At 61.8% G+C, this 15,560-nt stretch carries 11 protein-coding genes and 1 pseudogene; 7 read left to right on the top strand and 5 right to left on the bottom strand.

What is annotated here, in order from left to right:
• Positions 1-250: 250 nt before the first annotated feature.
• Together PSTU_RS22150 and PSTU_RS0103650 are read right to left on the bottom strand one after the other, a co-directional pair.
• Positions 251-525: pseudogene (locus PSTU_RS22150) on the bottom strand (carboxymuconolactone decarboxylase family protein); the annotation flags it as partial.
• A gap of 12 nt (positions 526-537) precedes the next feature.
• A complete protein-coding gene (locus tag PSTU_RS0103650) occupies positions 538-1,665 on the bottom strand; it encodes a methyltransferase (RefSeq protein WP_019339684.1) in 1,128 nt (375 codons plus the stop codon).
• Positions 1,666-1,956: 291 nt separating this feature from the next.
• Between PSTU_RS0103650 and PSTU_RS0103655 the strand changes: the two genes are divergently transcribed.
• On the top strand, positions 1,957-2,733 hold the full coding sequence (locus PSTU_RS0103655; RefSeq protein WP_019339685.1) for a ferredoxin--NADP reductase: 777 nt from the start codon (positions 1,957-1,959) through the stop codon (positions 2,731-2,733).
• Between the two features lie 170 nt (positions 2,734-2,903).
• Here PSTU_RS0103655 and gdhA read toward each other — a convergent pair whose 3' ends face one another.
• Complete coding sequence (gdhA, locus tag PSTU_RS0103660) at positions 2,904-4,241, bottom strand: NADP-specific glutamate dehydrogenase (RefSeq protein ID WP_029404600.1); 1,338 nt, start codon at positions 4,239-4,241, stop codon at positions 2,904-2,906.
• A 413-nt stretch (positions 4,242-4,654) separates the two neighbouring features.
• A complete protein-coding gene (ettA, locus tag PSTU_RS0103665; protein WP_019339687.1) occupies positions 4,655-6,322 on the bottom strand; it encodes an energy-dependent translational throttle protein EttA in 1,668 nt (555 codons plus the stop codon).
• A 294-nt stretch (positions 6,323-6,616) separates the two neighbouring features.
• On the opposite strand from ettA, the gene PSTU_RS0103675 reads away from it, so the two are divergent.
• The 6 genes from PSTU_RS0103675 to PSTU_RS0103700 all read left to right on the top strand — a co-directional run bounded on the left by PSTU_RS0103675 (position 6,617) and on the right by PSTU_RS0103700 (position 14,109).
• On the top strand, positions 6,617-9,499 hold the full coding sequence (locus tag PSTU_RS0103675; protein WP_413771555.1) for an EAL domain-containing protein: 2,883 nt from the start codon (positions 6,617-6,619) through the stop codon (positions 9,497-9,499).
• 178 nt (positions 9,500-9,677) lie between these two features.
• Positions 9,678-10,931, top strand: a complete 1,254-nt coding sequence (gene glyA, locus PSTU_RS0103680) for a serine hydroxymethyltransferase (RefSeq protein WP_019339690.1) — start codon at positions 9,678-9,680, stop codon at positions 10,929-10,931.
• A gap of 173 nt (positions 10,932-11,104) precedes the next feature.
• On the top strand, positions 11,105-12,457 hold the full coding sequence (locus tag PSTU_RS0103685; RefSeq protein WP_019339691.1) for a cache domain-containing protein: 1,353 nt from the start codon (positions 11,105-11,107) through the stop codon (positions 12,455-12,457).
• 32 nt (positions 12,458-12,489) lie between these two features.
• Positions 12,490-13,128: a response regulator gene (locus PSTU_RS0103690; RefSeq protein ID WP_019339692.1), complete on the top strand. Its 639-nt coding sequence runs from the start codon at positions 12,490-12,492 to the stop codon at positions 13,126-13,128.
• Positions 13,129-13,231: 103 nt separating this feature from the next.
• The gene (locus PSTU_RS0103695; protein WP_019339693.1) at positions 13,232-13,693 is read left to right on the top strand and encodes a methyltransferase family protein; all 462 of its coding nucleotides are present in this window, start codon (positions 13,232-13,234) and stop codon (positions 13,691-13,693) included.
• A 44-nt stretch (positions 13,694-13,737) separates the two neighbouring features.
• Positions 13,738-14,109: a PilZ domain-containing protein gene (locus PSTU_RS0103700; RefSeq protein ID WP_019339694.1), complete on the top strand. Its 372-nt coding sequence runs from the start codon at positions 13,738-13,740 to the stop codon at positions 14,107-14,109.
• Positions 14,110-14,116: 7 nt separating this feature from the next.
• Here PSTU_RS0103700 and radA read toward each other — a convergent pair whose 3' ends face one another.
• The gene (radA, locus tag PSTU_RS0103705; protein ID WP_019339695.1) at positions 14,117-15,478 is read right to left on the bottom strand and encodes a DNA repair protein RadA; all 1,362 of its coding nucleotides are present in this window, start codon (positions 15,476-15,478) and stop codon (positions 14,117-14,119) included.
• Positions 15,479-15,560: the final 82 nt, after the last annotated feature.

Consider the following 15,560-nt stretch of genomic DNA (forward strand, 5'->3'; position numbering starts at 1 on the left):
CGAATAGCCCGAACCCCGAACAAGATTCGGGATTGGCTCGGGATCGATAGGGTGGGCTGGGAGCCATCTGTGCGGTGGGCTGTGTCTGGTGTGCCAGTGCCGTTCGCGGTCAAGACCGCTCCCACGGGTTCGGGCTTGGCTTGGCAGTGGTAGCTGGGTTGGCCCCTTCGGCGTGATGGGCTGTATCCGGTGTGTCGGGGCCATTCGCGGTCAAGACCGCTCCCACGGGATGGGCTTCCGCCCACCCGGTTCAGCTCGCTTTCGGCATCGTGTCGCTCAACAGCCCGCGCTCGGCAAACACCGCCTTGGCTGTCGCCATGCCATTCAGCGCGGCGGGGAAACCAGCGTAGACAGCCATTTGAATCATCACCTCGACGATCTGCTCGGGCGTGCAGCCGACATTCAGCGCGCCATGAATATGCACCGCCAGCTGCGGCTGGCAATGGCCGAGCGCCGTCAGCGCCGCGACGGTGGCGAGCTCACGCTGGGGCCGGTCGAGCCAGGGCGCTGGTAGATATCACCGAACCGGCGCGTCGCTCATGGCTTGATCGCCCGCAAGATCACGAACTTGGGCGTCGCCGCGACCTGCTCGACCTTGCCGAACAGCCGCTTGAGCTTGAGGTGATAGCCGAGATGGCGGTTGCCGACGATCCATAGCTCGCCACCTTTACACAGCGCCGTCTTGGCCTGGGTGAACATGCGCCAGGCGAGAAAGTCGCCGACGACTTGCTGCTGGTGGAAGGGAGGATTGCACAGCACCAGATCCAGCGAATCCATCGGCTGCTCGGCCAACCCATCGCCGGCTCGGATGTCGGCGGGGCGGTCGCCGTGGATGGCGTGCCAGTTTTCCCGCGCCGACTGCACCGCCATGTAGCTCTCGTCCACCAGCGTCATCTGTGCTTGCGGGTTGCCCAGCGCGTAGACGATGCCGAGCACACCATTGCCACAGCCGAGGTCCGCGGCGCGCAGGTTGCCGAGCGCCTTGGGCAGATGCGGAAGAAAAGCCCGAGTGCCGATATCGAGGTCTTCGCGGCAGAACAGGTTGGCGTGGTTGAGCAGTTCGAGCGCCGGCTGATCGAGGCGGTAGCGGGTCGGGTAGGGCGAGTGCGGTACGGGCTTGTCTACGGGCGTTGCGGTCAGCAGACGCGCTTTCTTGACCGCCAACGAGGCCTGCACCGGGCCGATGTATTTCTCCAGCAAGTCGCCGGCCGCGCGCGGCAGATGCTTGATCATCGCGGCGGCGATCACCTGAGCGCCCGGCGCCAGTTGGCCGTGCAGGCGGATCAGCTGTTCCTCCAGCAAGGCGAGGGTCTTCGGCACGCGGATCAATACCCGGTCGAACGGGCCTTGCGCCATTTCACTGGCCGGAACGAATGTCACGGCGTCGTTGGCTCGCGCGTTGCGCTGCAGGTTTTTCTCCAGCGCCAGCTGTGCCAGGTGCGAATCGCCACTGCTGGTGACCTGTACATGCTGCGCCAGCGCACAGGCCAGGGCGCCGAAACTGTCGTTGAGCACCAGCACACGACTGCGCGCCGGTAAACCCAGCTCGTGGAGCTGCGCCAACAGGTATTCGTCCGCCGCATCGAAGGCCTGCAGCGGCTCGTTGGGCTGCTCAGGCTGGCGGACCAGGTCGAGGCGGGCGTAGGGCGTTTCAAGAATAGGCATAAGAACTGGCGGTGTTTATAGACGTTGGAAAGGAGTATCAAGGGGCCAGGCCACGGAAAACCACCTGCATCGGCAATGCTGCAGAGCAACAGCCTGAGCGAGTCGCTTGCGACCCACGCGCATCAGCGCGGCCCGGCGAGATCACGAAGTGCGCCATGCTCTTCTAGACACCCAAGCTCGCACGCGAGCCCGGCCAGCTTCTTCGGTTGTTTCTGCCTTGGCTTGCCTGCCTCGACTACGTTTTTCCACGACCTGGACACGTGGTTCGCCCAAGTTCGGAAGGAGTGAAGTATGACCGTCAGCGAAGAGAAGTTCACCCGTCAGCGTCTGCTGGATGTGCAGACCCTGACGCCCAGTCTGTTCACGCTGCGCACCACCCGCGATCCCGGCTTTCGCTTTGCCGCTGGGCAGTTCGCCCGTCTTGGCGTCCGTAAGCCGAGCGGTAGCATCGTCTGGCGCGCCTACTCGATGGTGTCCGCGCCGCACGATGAGTTTCTCGATTTCTTCTCCATCGTGGTGCCGGACGGCGAATTCACCAGCGAGCTGAGCCGCCTCGAACCCGGTGATGAGTTGCTGGTCGACAAGCAGGCGTTCGGCTTCCTGACCCTGGATCGCTTCATCGATGGCCGCGACCTGTGGCTGCTCGGAACCGGCACCGGTATCGCGCCGTTCCTCTCGATTCTGCAGGACTTCGAGGCCTGGCAACGCTTCGAGCGGATCGTGCTGGTGTATAGCGCGCGTACCGCATCGGAACTGGCGTACCAGCAGCTTATCCGCGAGCTGCCGCAGCGTGATTATCTGGACGGGCTTGGTTCGAAATTGACCTACCTGCCAGTCGTTACCCGTGAGCAACTGCCCGGAACCCTCAATGGCCGTATCACCACACTCATCGAGAGCAGCGAGCTGGAGCGTGCCGCTGATCTGCAGTTGGAGCCTGAGCATTCGCGCATCATGCTTTGTGGCAACCCGCAGATGATTGAAGACACCCGGGCGCTGCTCAAGAGCCGTGATATGAACCTGGCGATGACACGCCGGCCGGGGCAGGTGGCGGTAGAGAATTATTGGTAGGGCGAGGGTGCATCGCCGAGGCCGTCCACGCGCGGTCATGCCCCGGTATGAGATCGCTTCGCGAGATTTGCACGCTAGAAGGCTGTTCAGGCGCCGCCAACAAAAAGCCCCCACCCGATAGTTCGGATGGGGCTTTTTCTTGCGATTCGTCGCTTGAAGCGTGCCGCTGCTTAAACGACGCCCTGGGCCAGCATGGCATCGGCGACCTTGACGAAGCCGGCGATGTTGGCGCCCTTGACGTAGTTGATCCGGCCATTCTCCTCGCCGTGGGAGACACAGGCATGGTGGATCGACTGCATGATGCTGTGCAGCTTGGTGTCGACTTCACCGGCGGTCCAGTGCAGGCGCATGGCATTCTGGCTCATCTCCAGTCCGCTACAGGCCACACCACCGGCGTTGGATGCCTTGCCCGGCGCGTAGAGGATGCCGGCCTCGAGGAACAGGTCCACAGCCTCCAGGGTCGAGGGCATGTTGGCGCCTTCGGCCACGCAGATGCAGCCGTTCTTCAGCAGTACGCGGGCGTCCTCGCCATCCAGTTCGTTCTGCGTGGCGCAAGGCAGCGCGATGTCGCACGGCAGGCTCCACGGGCGCTGGTCAGCCAGGTAGGTCGCACCGAAGTGCGCGCCCATTTCGTCCAGGCGTCCGCGACGGACGTTCTTCAGGTCCATCAGGTATTGCCACTGCTCATCGGTCAGGCCGTCCGGGAAGTGCAGGGTGCCGCCAGAGTCGGACAGCGAGACAACCCGGCCACCCAGTTCCATGACCTTCTGCGCGGCATACTGGGCCACGTTGCCGGAACCGGAGATCGAAACGCGCTTGCCTTCGAAGCTGCTGCGCACGCTCTTGAGCATTTCCTCGGCGAAGTACACGCAGCCGTAACCCGTGGCTTCCGGACGAATCAGGCTGCCGCCATAGGCCAGGCCCTTGCCAGTCAGGACCGAGGTGAACTGGTTCGATAGGCGCTTGTACTGGCCGAACAGGAAGCCGATTTCCCGGCCGCCGACGCCGATGTCACCGGCCGGCACGTCGAGGTCCGCACCGATGTGGCGGTACAGCTCGGTCATGAATGACTGACAGAAGCGCATCACTTCGTTGTCGCTCTTGCCCTTCGGGTTGAAGTCCGAGCCACCTTTGCCGCCGCCCATGGGCAGGGAGGTGAGGGAGTTCTTGAAGACCTGTTCGAAGGCAAGAAACTTGAGTACGCCAATGTTCACCGACGGGTGAAAACGCAGGCCACCTTTGTATGGGCCGATGGCGCTGTTCATCTGGATACGGAAGCCGCGGTTGACCTGCACACGGCCCTGATCGTCGACCCAGGGTACGCGGAACATGATTGCGCGCTCCGGCTCGACCATGCGTTCGATGATGCCGGCCTGCATGTAATGTGGATGGGTTTCGAGGAATGGCCAGAGGCTGCGAACCACTTCTTCCACCGCCTGGTGGAACTCGGGTTGGTGGGGGTCGCGTTGCTTCAACCGGGCGAGAAAGGCATCTACGGTTTCTATCATCAGTGGGCCCTCGGCGACCGCGTTGTCGGCAGTCATTAATAATTATGGCTGGCGACTGTAGCAAACCTGATTTGCACCACGGAAGTGCGACATGCGTCTCGCATGCCGCCAGAAGGTACATTTGGCCGGCATCGGTCGCGATCAACAGCGCAAACAGGCGTAGAACCGTGCCTGGCCTTCCGGTGTACTCCGGGGCCGACGATGCCGAGCGGACGTGCGGCATCATGAAGCGCGATGTTGCGCCAGATACCAGGCCGCCGGTGCCAGGGCGGTGGATATAGAGATGGCAGGGCGCGTCCGAACCGAGAGCCTGGTGTGGCGCCACTCGACGGTCAGTGCGTCCGGCAGCATTCCCTCCCGTGGCGGTTGGCCATACATAAACGGAGCCTTTCGGCTCCGTTTTCTACTGGCTGTTACTGGGCAAGCTTTTTGTATTTCACCCGATGCGGCTGGGAGGCTGCATCGCCGAGGCGTTTCTTGCGATCGGCTTCGTACTCGGTGTAGTTGCCTTCGAAGAACACGATGCTGCCGTCATCTTCGTAAGAGAGGATATGCGTGGCGACACGGTCGAGGAACCAGCGATCGTGGGAAATCACGATGGCCGCGCCAGGGAAGTCCAGCAAGGCCTCTTCCAGCGAGCGCAGGGTTTCCACGTCGAGGTCGTTGGAGGGTTCGTCGAGCAGCAGCACGTTGGCGCCTTCTTTCAGCGTCAGGGCCAGGTGCAGACGGCCACGCTCACCACCGGAAAGGTCCTTGACGAACTTCTGCTGGTCACCGCCCTTGAAGTTGAAGCGCCCCACGTAGGTGCGCGACGGCACTTCATAGTTGCCGATACGGATCATGTCGGATCCGCCGGATACCGCTTCCCAGACGGACTTGCTGCCGTCGAGATCATCGCGGCTCTGGTCGACGCAAGCGACCTGCACGGTATCGCCGATCTCGATGCTACCCGAGTCCGGCTGTTCCTTGCCCATGATCATGCGGAACAGGGTCGACTTGCCCGCGCCGTTACCGCCGATGACGCCGACGATGGCGCCCTTGGGCATGCTGAACGAAAGGTCATCAATCAGAACGCGGTCGCCGTAGCCCTTGGTCACGTTCTTGAAGTCGATGACCTTGTCGCCCAGGCGTGGCCCGGCAGGGATGTAGATTTCGTTGGTTTCGCTGCGCTTCTGGAATTCCTGCGACTGCATTTCTTCGAAGCGCTGCAAGCGAGCCTTGGACTTCGACTGGCGGGCCTTGGCGCCCTTGCGTACCCACTCCAGCTCTTCCTTCATGGCCTTTTCGTGGGCCGATTGCTGCTTGGATTCCTGCGCCAGGCGGTTGGATTTGGCTTCCAGCCAGCCGGAGTAGTTACCCTCGTAAGGGATGCCTTGGCCGCGGTCGAGTTCGAGAATCCAGCCGGCCACGTTGTCGAGGAAGTAGCGGTCGTGGGTGATCGCAACCACAGTGCCGGTGAAGTCGTGAAGGAAGTGCTCCAGCCAGGCCACCGAGTCGGCGTCCAGGTGGTTGGTCGGTTCGTCCAGCAGCAGCATGTCGGGCGCCGACAGCAGCAGACGGCAGAGCGCTACGCGGCGCTTCTCACCACCGGACAGGTGTTCGACCTTGGCATCCCACGGCGGCAGACGCAGGGCGTCGGCGGCGACTTCCAGCTGGCGCTCGAGATTGTGGCCATCGCTGGCCTGCAGGATCGCTTCGAGCTTGGCCTGCTCGGCGGCAAGCTTGTCGAAGTCGGCATCGGGCTCGGCGTAGGCGGCGTAGACCTCGTCCAGGCGCGCCTGGGCATCCTTGATGCTGCTGACGGCTTCCTCGACGACTTCGCGAACCGTCTTGTTCGGGTCCAGCTCCGGCTCCTGCGGCAGGTAACCGACATTCAGCTCGGGCATCGCCCGCGCTTCACCGTCGAATTCCTTGTCGACCCCGGCCATGATCTTCAACAGGGTGGACTTGCCCGAGCCGTTGAGGCCGAGCACGCCGATCTTGGCGCCGGGGAAGAAGGACAGGGAAATGTTCTTGAGGATTTCACGCTTCGGCGGAACGACTTTGCCGAGTCGATGCATGGTGTAGACGTATTGAGCCATGGAGACGAGTGCCCGTGACGAAGAAATGGAGAGGGACGCGAAACCCGTCGCGATAGACGGGCCAAAACAATTGGGCAAAGCTACCGGAATGACACAGACAGGGCAAACCAGGGGTATGGCTTCGCTGTGATGGCATTTTGACACGTCCCAAGGCATTCTTGCGTCACACGCGCCAGCTACGCTGCCGCTCAGCATCGAAAGGTCCGATCCATTTTGACCGACACTGATCCTCACCCATTGCGCACGCATCGCCCCGAGGGGCTCGTCAAGCTTGGTCGCAACCTCGCCGGGGTGGTGGGTCGGTTTCTGCTGCCTCGGCGTTTCGAACCGCACTGGCAAGCCTGGCGCTACTCGGTCACGGCGTTGGATGCGGTCGAAGCGTGCATCCTCATCACGGGCTTTTCCGGCCGGCTCCTTTATATAAACAGTGCGGCGGCAGCGATGTTCGGCGTGGGTCGCCGCGATCTGTCGCGTTATACCTTGCAGCAATTACTGCCAGCGCTGGCGCCGGAGGCGTTTGACAGCAGTAATGCCGAGGCCGAGATTGCGTTTGATCCGGTGAGCCTGTTACAGCATGGCGAGCACCACCTTTATGCCGTGACCCGCCGAGCGTTGCGTTTGAAAAACGAGGCACGTCCTTCGGGCTTCGTCTGGAGCATGCGCGACATCACACGTGAACATTCGGTGCAGGTTGCACTGGAAGAGCGTGAACGCTTCTGGTCCGAGGTGCTGAGAGCGGTGCCTGACACCCTCTATGTCCAGGATATCCAGAGCGGCAGCGTGGCGTTCAGCAACAGCAATCTCGCCTCCAGGTTGGGCTATAGCGAAGAAGAGCGCGGGGAGGACGTTAACGCGTTCTGGGCGCGTATCAGCCATCCCGACGACCAGGAATATATCTGGCGCCTGTTATCACTGCGCAAGTCGATGCGTGAAGGGGTGGGGCAGGAGTCGCTGCTGCGCTGGCGTCACCGGGACGGCAGTTGGCGCTGGTTCAGCATCCGCGAACACGTGCTGTCACGTGACGACCGTGGCCAGGTCTGGCGCCTGATCGGTGTGGCCCGCGATGTTACCGCGACCATCGAATACAGCCACTCGCTGCGTGACAGCGAGCGTCGCTACCGGTTGCTGGCCGGCAGTCTGCAGGATGTCATTTTCACCACGGACAGCTCGGTTCATATCGACTACGTCAGCCCATCTGTACAGACAGTGTTCGGCTACAGCCCGGAATGGACGATGCGTCACGGGCTCGACCGGGTCGTGACCAAGCCGCGCCAAGCCGCACGCTTCTACGAACTGATGCGCAGGGTACGCAAGGCCTCGTTCAATCTCGCAGCGCTCACGGAGCTCGGACAAAGTCTGCACGGTGAAACGCTGTACTTCGATTGCGTCGCTGCGGACGGCCGGCCAGTGGCAATTGAGTTGCGCATCACGCTGATCTGGAATGAAAACAACCGTTTCGGCGGCGCCCTGTGCGTTGGTCGCGACATCAGCAAGCAGCGCCAGGCAGAGAAAGAACTGCGGCGTGCCGCGACGGTATTCGACCATTCCACGGCGGCCATTGTGGTCACCGACCCTGACGGCAATATCGTCCAGGTCAATGGCGCGTTTGAACGCATCACCGGGTACGCGAGCGCTGAGATTGAGGGCAAGCTGCCGGCCACGCTCAGTGCGGATCGTCAGCAGGCCAACCAGATGACGTTCGTGCGAGACCAGATCCTCGAAATCGGGAAATGGGAAGGCGAACTCTGGCTAAAGCGCAAAAGCGGGGAAGCCTTCCCGTGCTGGATCGGCATTACCGCGGTGCGTGACGCTGATGGCGACCTGGTCAGTTACGTGTGCTTCTTCAGCGACATGAGTGAACGCAAGGCCAGCGAAAAACGCATTCATCGCCTGGCCTACTACGACAGTCTGACTCAGTTGCCGAACCGGACGCTTTTCCAGGATCGCCTGCACAGCAGCCTGCAACTGGCCGCACGGCGTGGCAGCTGGGTGGCGCTGATGTTTCTCGATCTGGATCGCTTCAAACCGATCAACGACTCGCTCGGCCACGCCGCAGGCGACCGTATGCTCAAGGATGTCGCAATGCGGCTGGCGTCATGCGTCGATGAGGACGACACCGTGGCGCGCATGGGCGGCGACGAGTTCACCTTTCTCCTGCATCCAAGCGCCGACCGCGACGAGGTGCTGACCCGCGCGATTCATGTTGCCGATCGAATCCTGGCCAGCCTGACGGAGCCTTTCGTGCTGTCCGGGCGCGAGTTCTTCGTCACCGCCAGCATCGGCATTGCGCTCAGCCCGCAGGACGGCAATGACATCAGCCAGCTGATGAAAAACGCCGACACGGCGATGTACCACGCCAAAGAACGGGGCAAGAACAATTTCCAGTTCTACCAGGCTGAGATGAACGCGCGTGCGCTGGAGCGCCTCGAGCTGGAAAGCGACCTGCGCCATGCGCTTGAACAGCAGCAATTCGTGCTGCACTACCAGCCACAGTTTCGTTCCGACGGCAAAACCCTGACGGGTGTCGAGGCCTTACTGCGCTGGCAACATCCGGATCGGGGTCTGATTCCTCCGGGAGATTTCATTCCGGCATTGGAAGAACTGGGGCTGGTGGTCGAAGTCGGTGACTGGGTACTGGGCGAGGCCTGTCGGCAAATGAACCGCTGGCGGGCGCAAGGAATGGCCGTGCCGAAGGTGTCAGTAAATCTGTCCGCCCGACAATTTGCTTCTGGGCGGCTCGGCCAGCGTATCGCGGCGATCCTGGACGCGAGCGGTGTCCCGCCCAGCTGTCTTGAACTGGAGCTTACCGAGAGCATCCTGATGCGGGATGTCGGCGAGGCGATGCGTATTCTCGAGTCGCTGAAACGGCTGGGCCCCTCAATCGCCATTGATGATTTCGGCACCGGTTATTCCTCACTCAACTACCTCAAGCAGTTCCCGATCGATGTTCTGAAGATCGACCGCAGCTTTGTCGATGGCTTGCCCGCGGGAGAGCAGGACGCTCAGATTGCCCGGGCAATCATTGCGATGGCGCATAGCCTCAAGTTGTCGGTAATTGCCGAAGGCGTAGAAACCCGGGCGCAGTTGGATTTCTTGCGCGAGCATGGCTGCGATGAGGTGCAGGGCTTCTATCTGGGCCGGCCGGTGCCGGCGCAAGCGCTCACCGCGAAAAGCTAAAAGATCGATAGGAACGTTGGAGGCTGGAAAGCTGGATGCCTCATGCCTCAGACGCCATGTCGTCCGCTGCTTCTCGAACGCTCATGTAGCACATGACCAACCCTCATACCCGCGCCCCGGCGGATGAGGTAGAATCCGCGCCTCTTTATTACCGCCAGCTGATTCTCAGGGGACTGCCATGTTCAGCCGTGATTTGACCCTCGCCAAGTACGATGCCGATCTTTTCGCTGCCATGCAGCAGGAAGCCAAGCGCCAGGAAGACCACATCGAGCTGATCGCCTCGGAGAACTACACCAGCCCGGCGGTGATGGAAGCCCAGGGTTCGGTACTGACCAACAAGTACGCCGAAGGCTATCCGGGCAAGCGCTACTACGGTGGCTGCGAGTACGTCGATGTGGTCGAGCAGTTGGCCATCGACCGCGCCAAGGAACTGTTCGGCGCCGACTACGCCAACGTCCAGCCGCACGCCGGTTCGCAAGCCAACGCCGCGGTCTACCTGGCGCTGCTCAGCGCCGGTGACACCATCCTCGGCATGAGCCTGGCCCACGGCGGTCACTTGACCCACGGCGCCAGCGTTTCCTCCTCCGGCAAGCTGTACAACGCCGTGCAGTACGGCATCAACGATCAGGGCCTGATCGATTACGACGAAGTCGAGCGCCTGGCCGTCGAGCACAAGCCGAAGATGATCGTTGCCGGTTTCTCCGCCTACTCGCAACTGTTGGACTTCGCCCGCTTCCGCGAAATCGCCGACAAGGTCGGTGCCTACCTGTTCGTCGACATGGCCCACGTGGCCGGTCTGGTTGCCGCTGGTGTCTATCCGAACCCGGTGCCGTTCGCTGACGTCGTCACCACTACCACTCACAAGACCCTGCGCGGCCCGCGTGGTGGTCTGATCCTGGCCCGCGCCAATGCCGAGATCGAGAAGAAGCTGAACTCCGCCGTCTTCCCAGGCGCCCAGGGCGGCCCGCTGGAACACGTGATCGCCGCCAAGGCGGTTTGCTTCAAGGAAGCGCTGCAGCCTGAGTTCAAAACCTATCAGCAGCAGGTTGTGAAGAACGCCCAGGCCATGGCCGAAGTGTTCATTCAGCGCGGCTTCGACGTGGTCTCCGGCGGCACCCAGAACCACCTGTTCCTGCTCAGCCTGATCAAGCAGGACATCACCGGTAAGGACGCGGATGCCGCGCTGGGCAATGCACACATCACCGTGAACAAGAACAGCGTGCCCAACGACCCGCGTTCGCCGTTCGTGACCTCCGGTCTGCGCATCGGCACCCCGGCTGTCACCACTCGCGGCTTCGGCGAGACCGAGTGCCGCGACCTGGCGGGCTGGATTTGCGACATCCTCGACAACATGGGCGACGAGTCGGTGATCGAAGCGGTCCGCGGCAAGGTCGAGGCGGTCTGCGCCAAGTTCCCGGTCTACGGTAAGTAAGACGCTTCATGCAGTAGCGAAAGCCCGGCCTTTGCCGGGCTTTTTCGTTTTCACGAGAAAGCGCCCGCGTTACGACGCGTCAAGGCAAAGTGCTATCTGGTACTGTGCCTGCCAGGCCGCCTGGGTTAAGTTTCACTCAGGATTTGCCCGGTTCAGGTCATCGGAGAGGCTCTATGCAGCTCAAGCACAAGATCGCCGCTCTCAGCATTCTGCCCCTGTTGTTGGCTGTTGCAGTGGTCTGTGCGCTGGTGCTGTTTCAGAATCAGCGTCTCGGCGAGCAGCAGGCGAAGCTGATCGAAAGCAGCATCCTGGCGAGCAAGCAGGCCGAGCTGAAGAACTACGTCGAAATGGCCTTGAGCACCATTGCGCCGCTCTACGACAGCGGACAGGACGATGAAGCGACCAAACAGAAAGTGCTCGCCGCGCTGGGGCGATTCAGCTTCGGCAGCGATGGCTATTTCTTTGTCTACGACCGCAGCGGACGCAACCTGATGCACCCGCGTCAGCACGAGTTGGTCGGCAAGGATCTGTGGAACATGACCGATCCCAACGGTCTGAAGGTGATCCAGGCGCTCATGCAGAGCGCCGAGACCGGTAGCGGTTTTCAGCGCTACGCCTGGCAAAAACCCTCCACCGGACAGTTCGCCGCGAAACTCGCTTATGTGGTGATGCTCGAGCGTTGGGGCTGGATGCTGGGTACCGGTATTTACCTTGAAGATGTGGACCAGGCGATCCTGCAGGTTCGCAAGGAGGTCGCCAGCGGTATCCACACCACCATGCTGGCCATCGCCGGCGTCGCGCTCGTCGCGGTGTTGCTGGTCTTCACCAGTGGTCTGACGCTCAACGTCAGCGAACGGCGGCTGGCCGACCGCAAGCTGCAGTTGCTGACCCAGCGCATCGTAAGCTTGCAGGAAGAGGAACGCTCACGTGTTTCCCGAGAGCTGCATGACGGCATCAGCCAACTGCTGGTGTCGATCAAGTTCCAGTTCGAGCTGGCCAGCCATGAGCTTGCCAGCGGTAATCCCAATGCGCAGGCAACGCTGGATCTCGGCACCGAGCGGCTGGCTGGAGCGATTGGCGAGGTTCGGCGCATCTCCCATGATTTGCACCCGTCGCTGCTCGACACGCTGGGCTTGTCGGCTGCTGTTGGCCAGCTTGTGGCCGAGTTCGAACAGCGCAGCGGGCTGAAGATGCTATACAGCAACGGCCTTGGTGAGCGTGATCCTGACGATTCGGTGGCTGTTGCGCTGTTCCGTGTGCTCCAGGAAGCGCTGGCCAATGTCGAACGTCATGCTGCAGCGCAGGCTGTGCACATCAATCTGGACGGCGACGACGTATCGGTGCGTCTGTGCGTGAGGGACGACGGGATTGGCTTCAACCCGCGTCATCTCGATAGCATCAAGGGCGGCGGCATCGGCTTGCGTAACATCCGCGAACGGGTTGAGCACTTCGGTGGACGTTTTAGCCTGCTGTCGGAAGCCGGCGGTACGGAACTGGCTGTCACCCTGCCGGCACGGGTCGGCTGAATGATCGAACTTCAATACAAGAGGCCCGCTCGATGAACCCACACGCGTGTATCAAGGTGGCTCTGATCGACGACCATGCCCTGGTTCGGGACGGCATCCGCGCTCTGCTGATGGCGATTCCCGAACTGGATGTGGTTGGCGAAGCTGGAAGCGGCGCCGAGGCGCTTGAACTGCTGGATCGCGTCACAGCCGATGTGGTGTTGATGGACATCGGCCTGAAGGACATGAACGGCCTCGAGCTGACGCAATCGCTGCGCCAGCAGTTTCCGGACTTGCGCGTGCTGATTCTGAGCATGTACGACAATCAGGAGTACGTGAACACCTCGGTGAAGGTCGGGGCCAGTGGCTATGTGCTGAAAGACGCACCGTCCCGCGAAATCATTGTTGCGATCCAGGCGATTGCCGCCGGTGGCACCTACTACAGCGAGGGCATCGCCGAAAAGCTGGCCAGCCGGAGTGCCGAGGAGCGTGAACTTACCCCGCGTGAGCGCGAAGTGCTGCTGATGCTGGCACAAGGGCACAACAACAAAACCATGGCGCGCGAACTGCAGATCAGCGTGCGAACGGTAGAAACCCATCGGCTGAGCATTCGCCGCAAGCTGGATATCGATCGACCGGCGGACCTGATGAAGCACGCCATGGTGCATGGCTGGCTACCGGGGCAGCATTGAGCCAAGCGCGTGTTTGTGCCTCCCGCCAGGTGCGCGCTAAAAGCAGGCGGTGTTCAGCGGCGGCTTCTGTAGGATAGGCCCATCCAATTCTCCGGGACGCGCCATGAGCCAGGCCTCTACCAGATTGATTCCGCCGCCACCCTTGGTCTACCTGACTTTCATTGGTTGTGCCTGGGGCCTGTCGACATGGGTGCCGCTGGACCTGCCTGTACATGAACTGGCGTTCTATGCCGGCTGGGTGTCGATAACGTTGGGCGTCGTGCTGATGCTCTGGTCGGCCCTGGAAATGCATCGCTATCGCACCACCATCAACCCCTACGGCAAGCCGAGCAGCTTGTTGCAGAGCGGGCCGTTTCGTTTCTCGCGCAATCCGATCTATCTGGCTGATACCTTTATCTATTGCGGTGTCGGGTTGTTGCTGAACAGCGTCTGGCCGTGGCTGCTGCTGCCCATGCTTATCCTGTGTATGCAGCGCACCGTGATCATTCATGAAGAGCACCTGCTGCTGCGATTGTTCGGTGATGATTACCGTATGTACCGTCGTCGCGTGCGGCGCTGGATCTGAGCGGTCGCCTATAGTGAAACTGAGGCTTTCGGGGAGTGGACAGGATGAATGAGACAAGCAGCGACCGCCGGCGCTTCCAGCGCTTTGAATTCGATGCCGAAACGGAGCTGATGCAGGGGCAGCGTTGCTGGCCCGTGCAACTCCACGATCTTTCGCTGAGGGGTTTGTTGGTGCATTGCCCAGCGGACTGGGATGCCGATCCCGCCCAGCCGTTCGAAGCACGTATCCGGCTCGCCGATGACGCCGAGGTGCGCATGGAGGTCGAGATGACGCATAGCGAAGGCGAGCTGGTCGGTATGGTCTGCCGGCATATAGACGTCGACTCGATCAGCCACCTGCGGCGGCTGGTCGAGCTCAACCTCGGTGACGAAGCGCTGCTTGAGCGTGAGCTGGCGGCGCTCGGTGAGCCTCGGTAGGCGGTGATTACTCGAACAACGCATCAAGCGCCTGTTCAAGCCGCGTCACCGCGATAATCTGCAGCCCGGCGGGTGCCTCTTTCGGCGCATTGCCCTTGGGCACGATGGCACGCTTGAAACCATGCTTAGCGGCTTCCTTCAGCCGCTCCTGGCCGCTCGGCACCGGGCGGATCTCGCCGGACAGGCCGACTTCGCCGAAGACCAAAAGATCAGTATCCAGCGGACGATTGCGCAGACTGGAAATCACCGCTGCCATCAGCGCGAGGTCCGACGCTGTCTCGAGTACCTTAACGCCACCCACCACGTTGATGAACACGTCCTGGTCGTAGGTCGGAATGCTGCCGTGGCGATGCAGGACGGCCAGCAGCATGGCCAGGCGATTCTGATCGAGACCCAGGGTGACGCGCCGCGGATTGGCCATATGGCTGGTGTCGACCAGCGCCTGTACCTCGACCAGCATCGGCCGGGTGCCTTCCCAGGTGGCCATGACCACACTGCCAGGCACCGCTTCCTGGGCACGGGTGAGGAAGATCGCCGAGGGGTTGGTGACTTCCTTCAGGCCCTTGTCGGTCATGCCGAATACGCCCAGCTCGTTGATGGCGCCGAAACGGTTCTTTACTGCTCTGAGCAAACGCAGACGGCCGTCTGATTCGCCTTCGAAGTACAGCACTGTATCGACCATGTGCTCCAGCACCCTCGGCCCCGCCAATGCGCCTTCCTTGGTCACGTGACCGACGAGGAAGATCGCCGTGCCGCTCTGCTTGGCATAGCGCACCAGCAGCGCCGCGCTCTCGCGCACCTGGGCGACGCCGCCGGGTGCCGATTGCAATTGCTCGGTGAAGATGGTCTGGATCGAGTCGATGACCATCACCTTGGGCTTTTCCAGCCGTGCGGTGGCAATGATTGATTCGATGCAGGTCTCGGTCATCACCTTGAGCTGGTCTTGCGGCAGGTCCAGGCGGCGCGCACGCATGGCCACCTGCTGCTGGGATTCCTCGCCGGTGACGTAGAGCGCGGGGAAGCGCTGGGCGATGGCGCAGAGTGTCTGCAGCAGAATGGTGGATTTGCCGATTCCGGGGTCGCCGCCGATCAGCACCACCGAGCCGTCGACCAGGCCACCGCCGAGCACGCGATCGAGCTCGCCGGATGCCGTGGAGAAGCGCGGTACTTCCTCGACGCTGACTTCGGCGAGGGTCTTGATGTTGGCTTTCTCACCGGCCCAGCCAGCGCGACCACTCGGCGGTGCTGCACCGTCGATGATGGTTTCCACCAGGGTATTCCAGGCATCACAATCGCCGCATTGGCCAGCCCACTTCGGGAAGGTCGAGCCGCATTCGGTGCAACCATACATGCGCTTGGCCTTGGCCATGAGAAACTCCGGGTCGGATGAGAGGAAGCGCATGATAACGACTGGCTTGATCGACATCAGCCACAAGCACCACGCAAGTCGC

Source organism: Stutzerimonas stutzeri SDM-LAC, assembly GCF_000235745.1.
In the GTDB taxonomy this organism is placed as follows: Bacteria; Pseudomonadota; Gammaproteobacteria; order Pseudomonadales; family Pseudomonadaceae; genus Stutzerimonas; species Stutzerimonas stutzeri_H.

Bases quoted from the DNA above. Each gene is read 5' to 3' on its own strand.
- PSTU_RS0103685 (WP_019339691.1), top strand. From the start codon at position 11,105: ATGCAGCTCAAGCACAAGATCGCCGCTCTCAGCATTCTGCCCCTGTTG.
- PSTU_RS0103700 (WP_019339694.1), top strand. From the start codon at position 13,738: ATGAATGAGACAAGCAGCGACCGCCGGCGCTTCCAGCGCTTTGAATTC.
- ettA (WP_019339687.1), bottom strand. From the start codon at position 6,322: ATGGCTCAATACGTCTACACCATGCATCGACTCGGCAAAGTCGTTCCG.
- PSTU_RS0103695 (WP_019339693.1), top strand. From the start codon at position 13,232: ATGAGCCAGGCCTCTACCAGATTGATTCCGCCGCCACCCTTGGTCTAC.
- radA (WP_019339695.1), bottom strand. From the start codon at position 15,478: ATGGCCAAGGCCAAGCGCATGTATGGTTGCACCGAATGCGGCTCGACC.
- PSTU_RS0103650 (WP_019339684.1), bottom strand. From the start codon at position 1,665: ATGCCTATTCTTGAAACGCCCTACGCCCGCCTCGACCTGGTCCGCCAG.
- glyA (WP_019339690.1), top strand. From the start codon at position 9,678: ATGTTCAGCCGTGATTTGACCCTCGCCAAGTACGATGCCGATCTTTTC.
- PSTU_RS0103655 (WP_019339685.1), top strand. From the start codon at position 1,957: ATGACCGTCAGCGAAGAGAAGTTCACCCGTCAGCGTCTGCTGGATGTG.
- PSTU_RS0103690 (WP_019339692.1), top strand. From the start codon at position 12,490: ATGAACCCACACGCGTGTATCAAGGTGGCTCTGATCGACGACCATGCC.
- gdhA (WP_029404600.1), bottom strand. From the start codon at position 4,241: ATGATAGAAACCGTAGATGCCTTTCTCGCCCGGTTGAAGCAACGCGAC.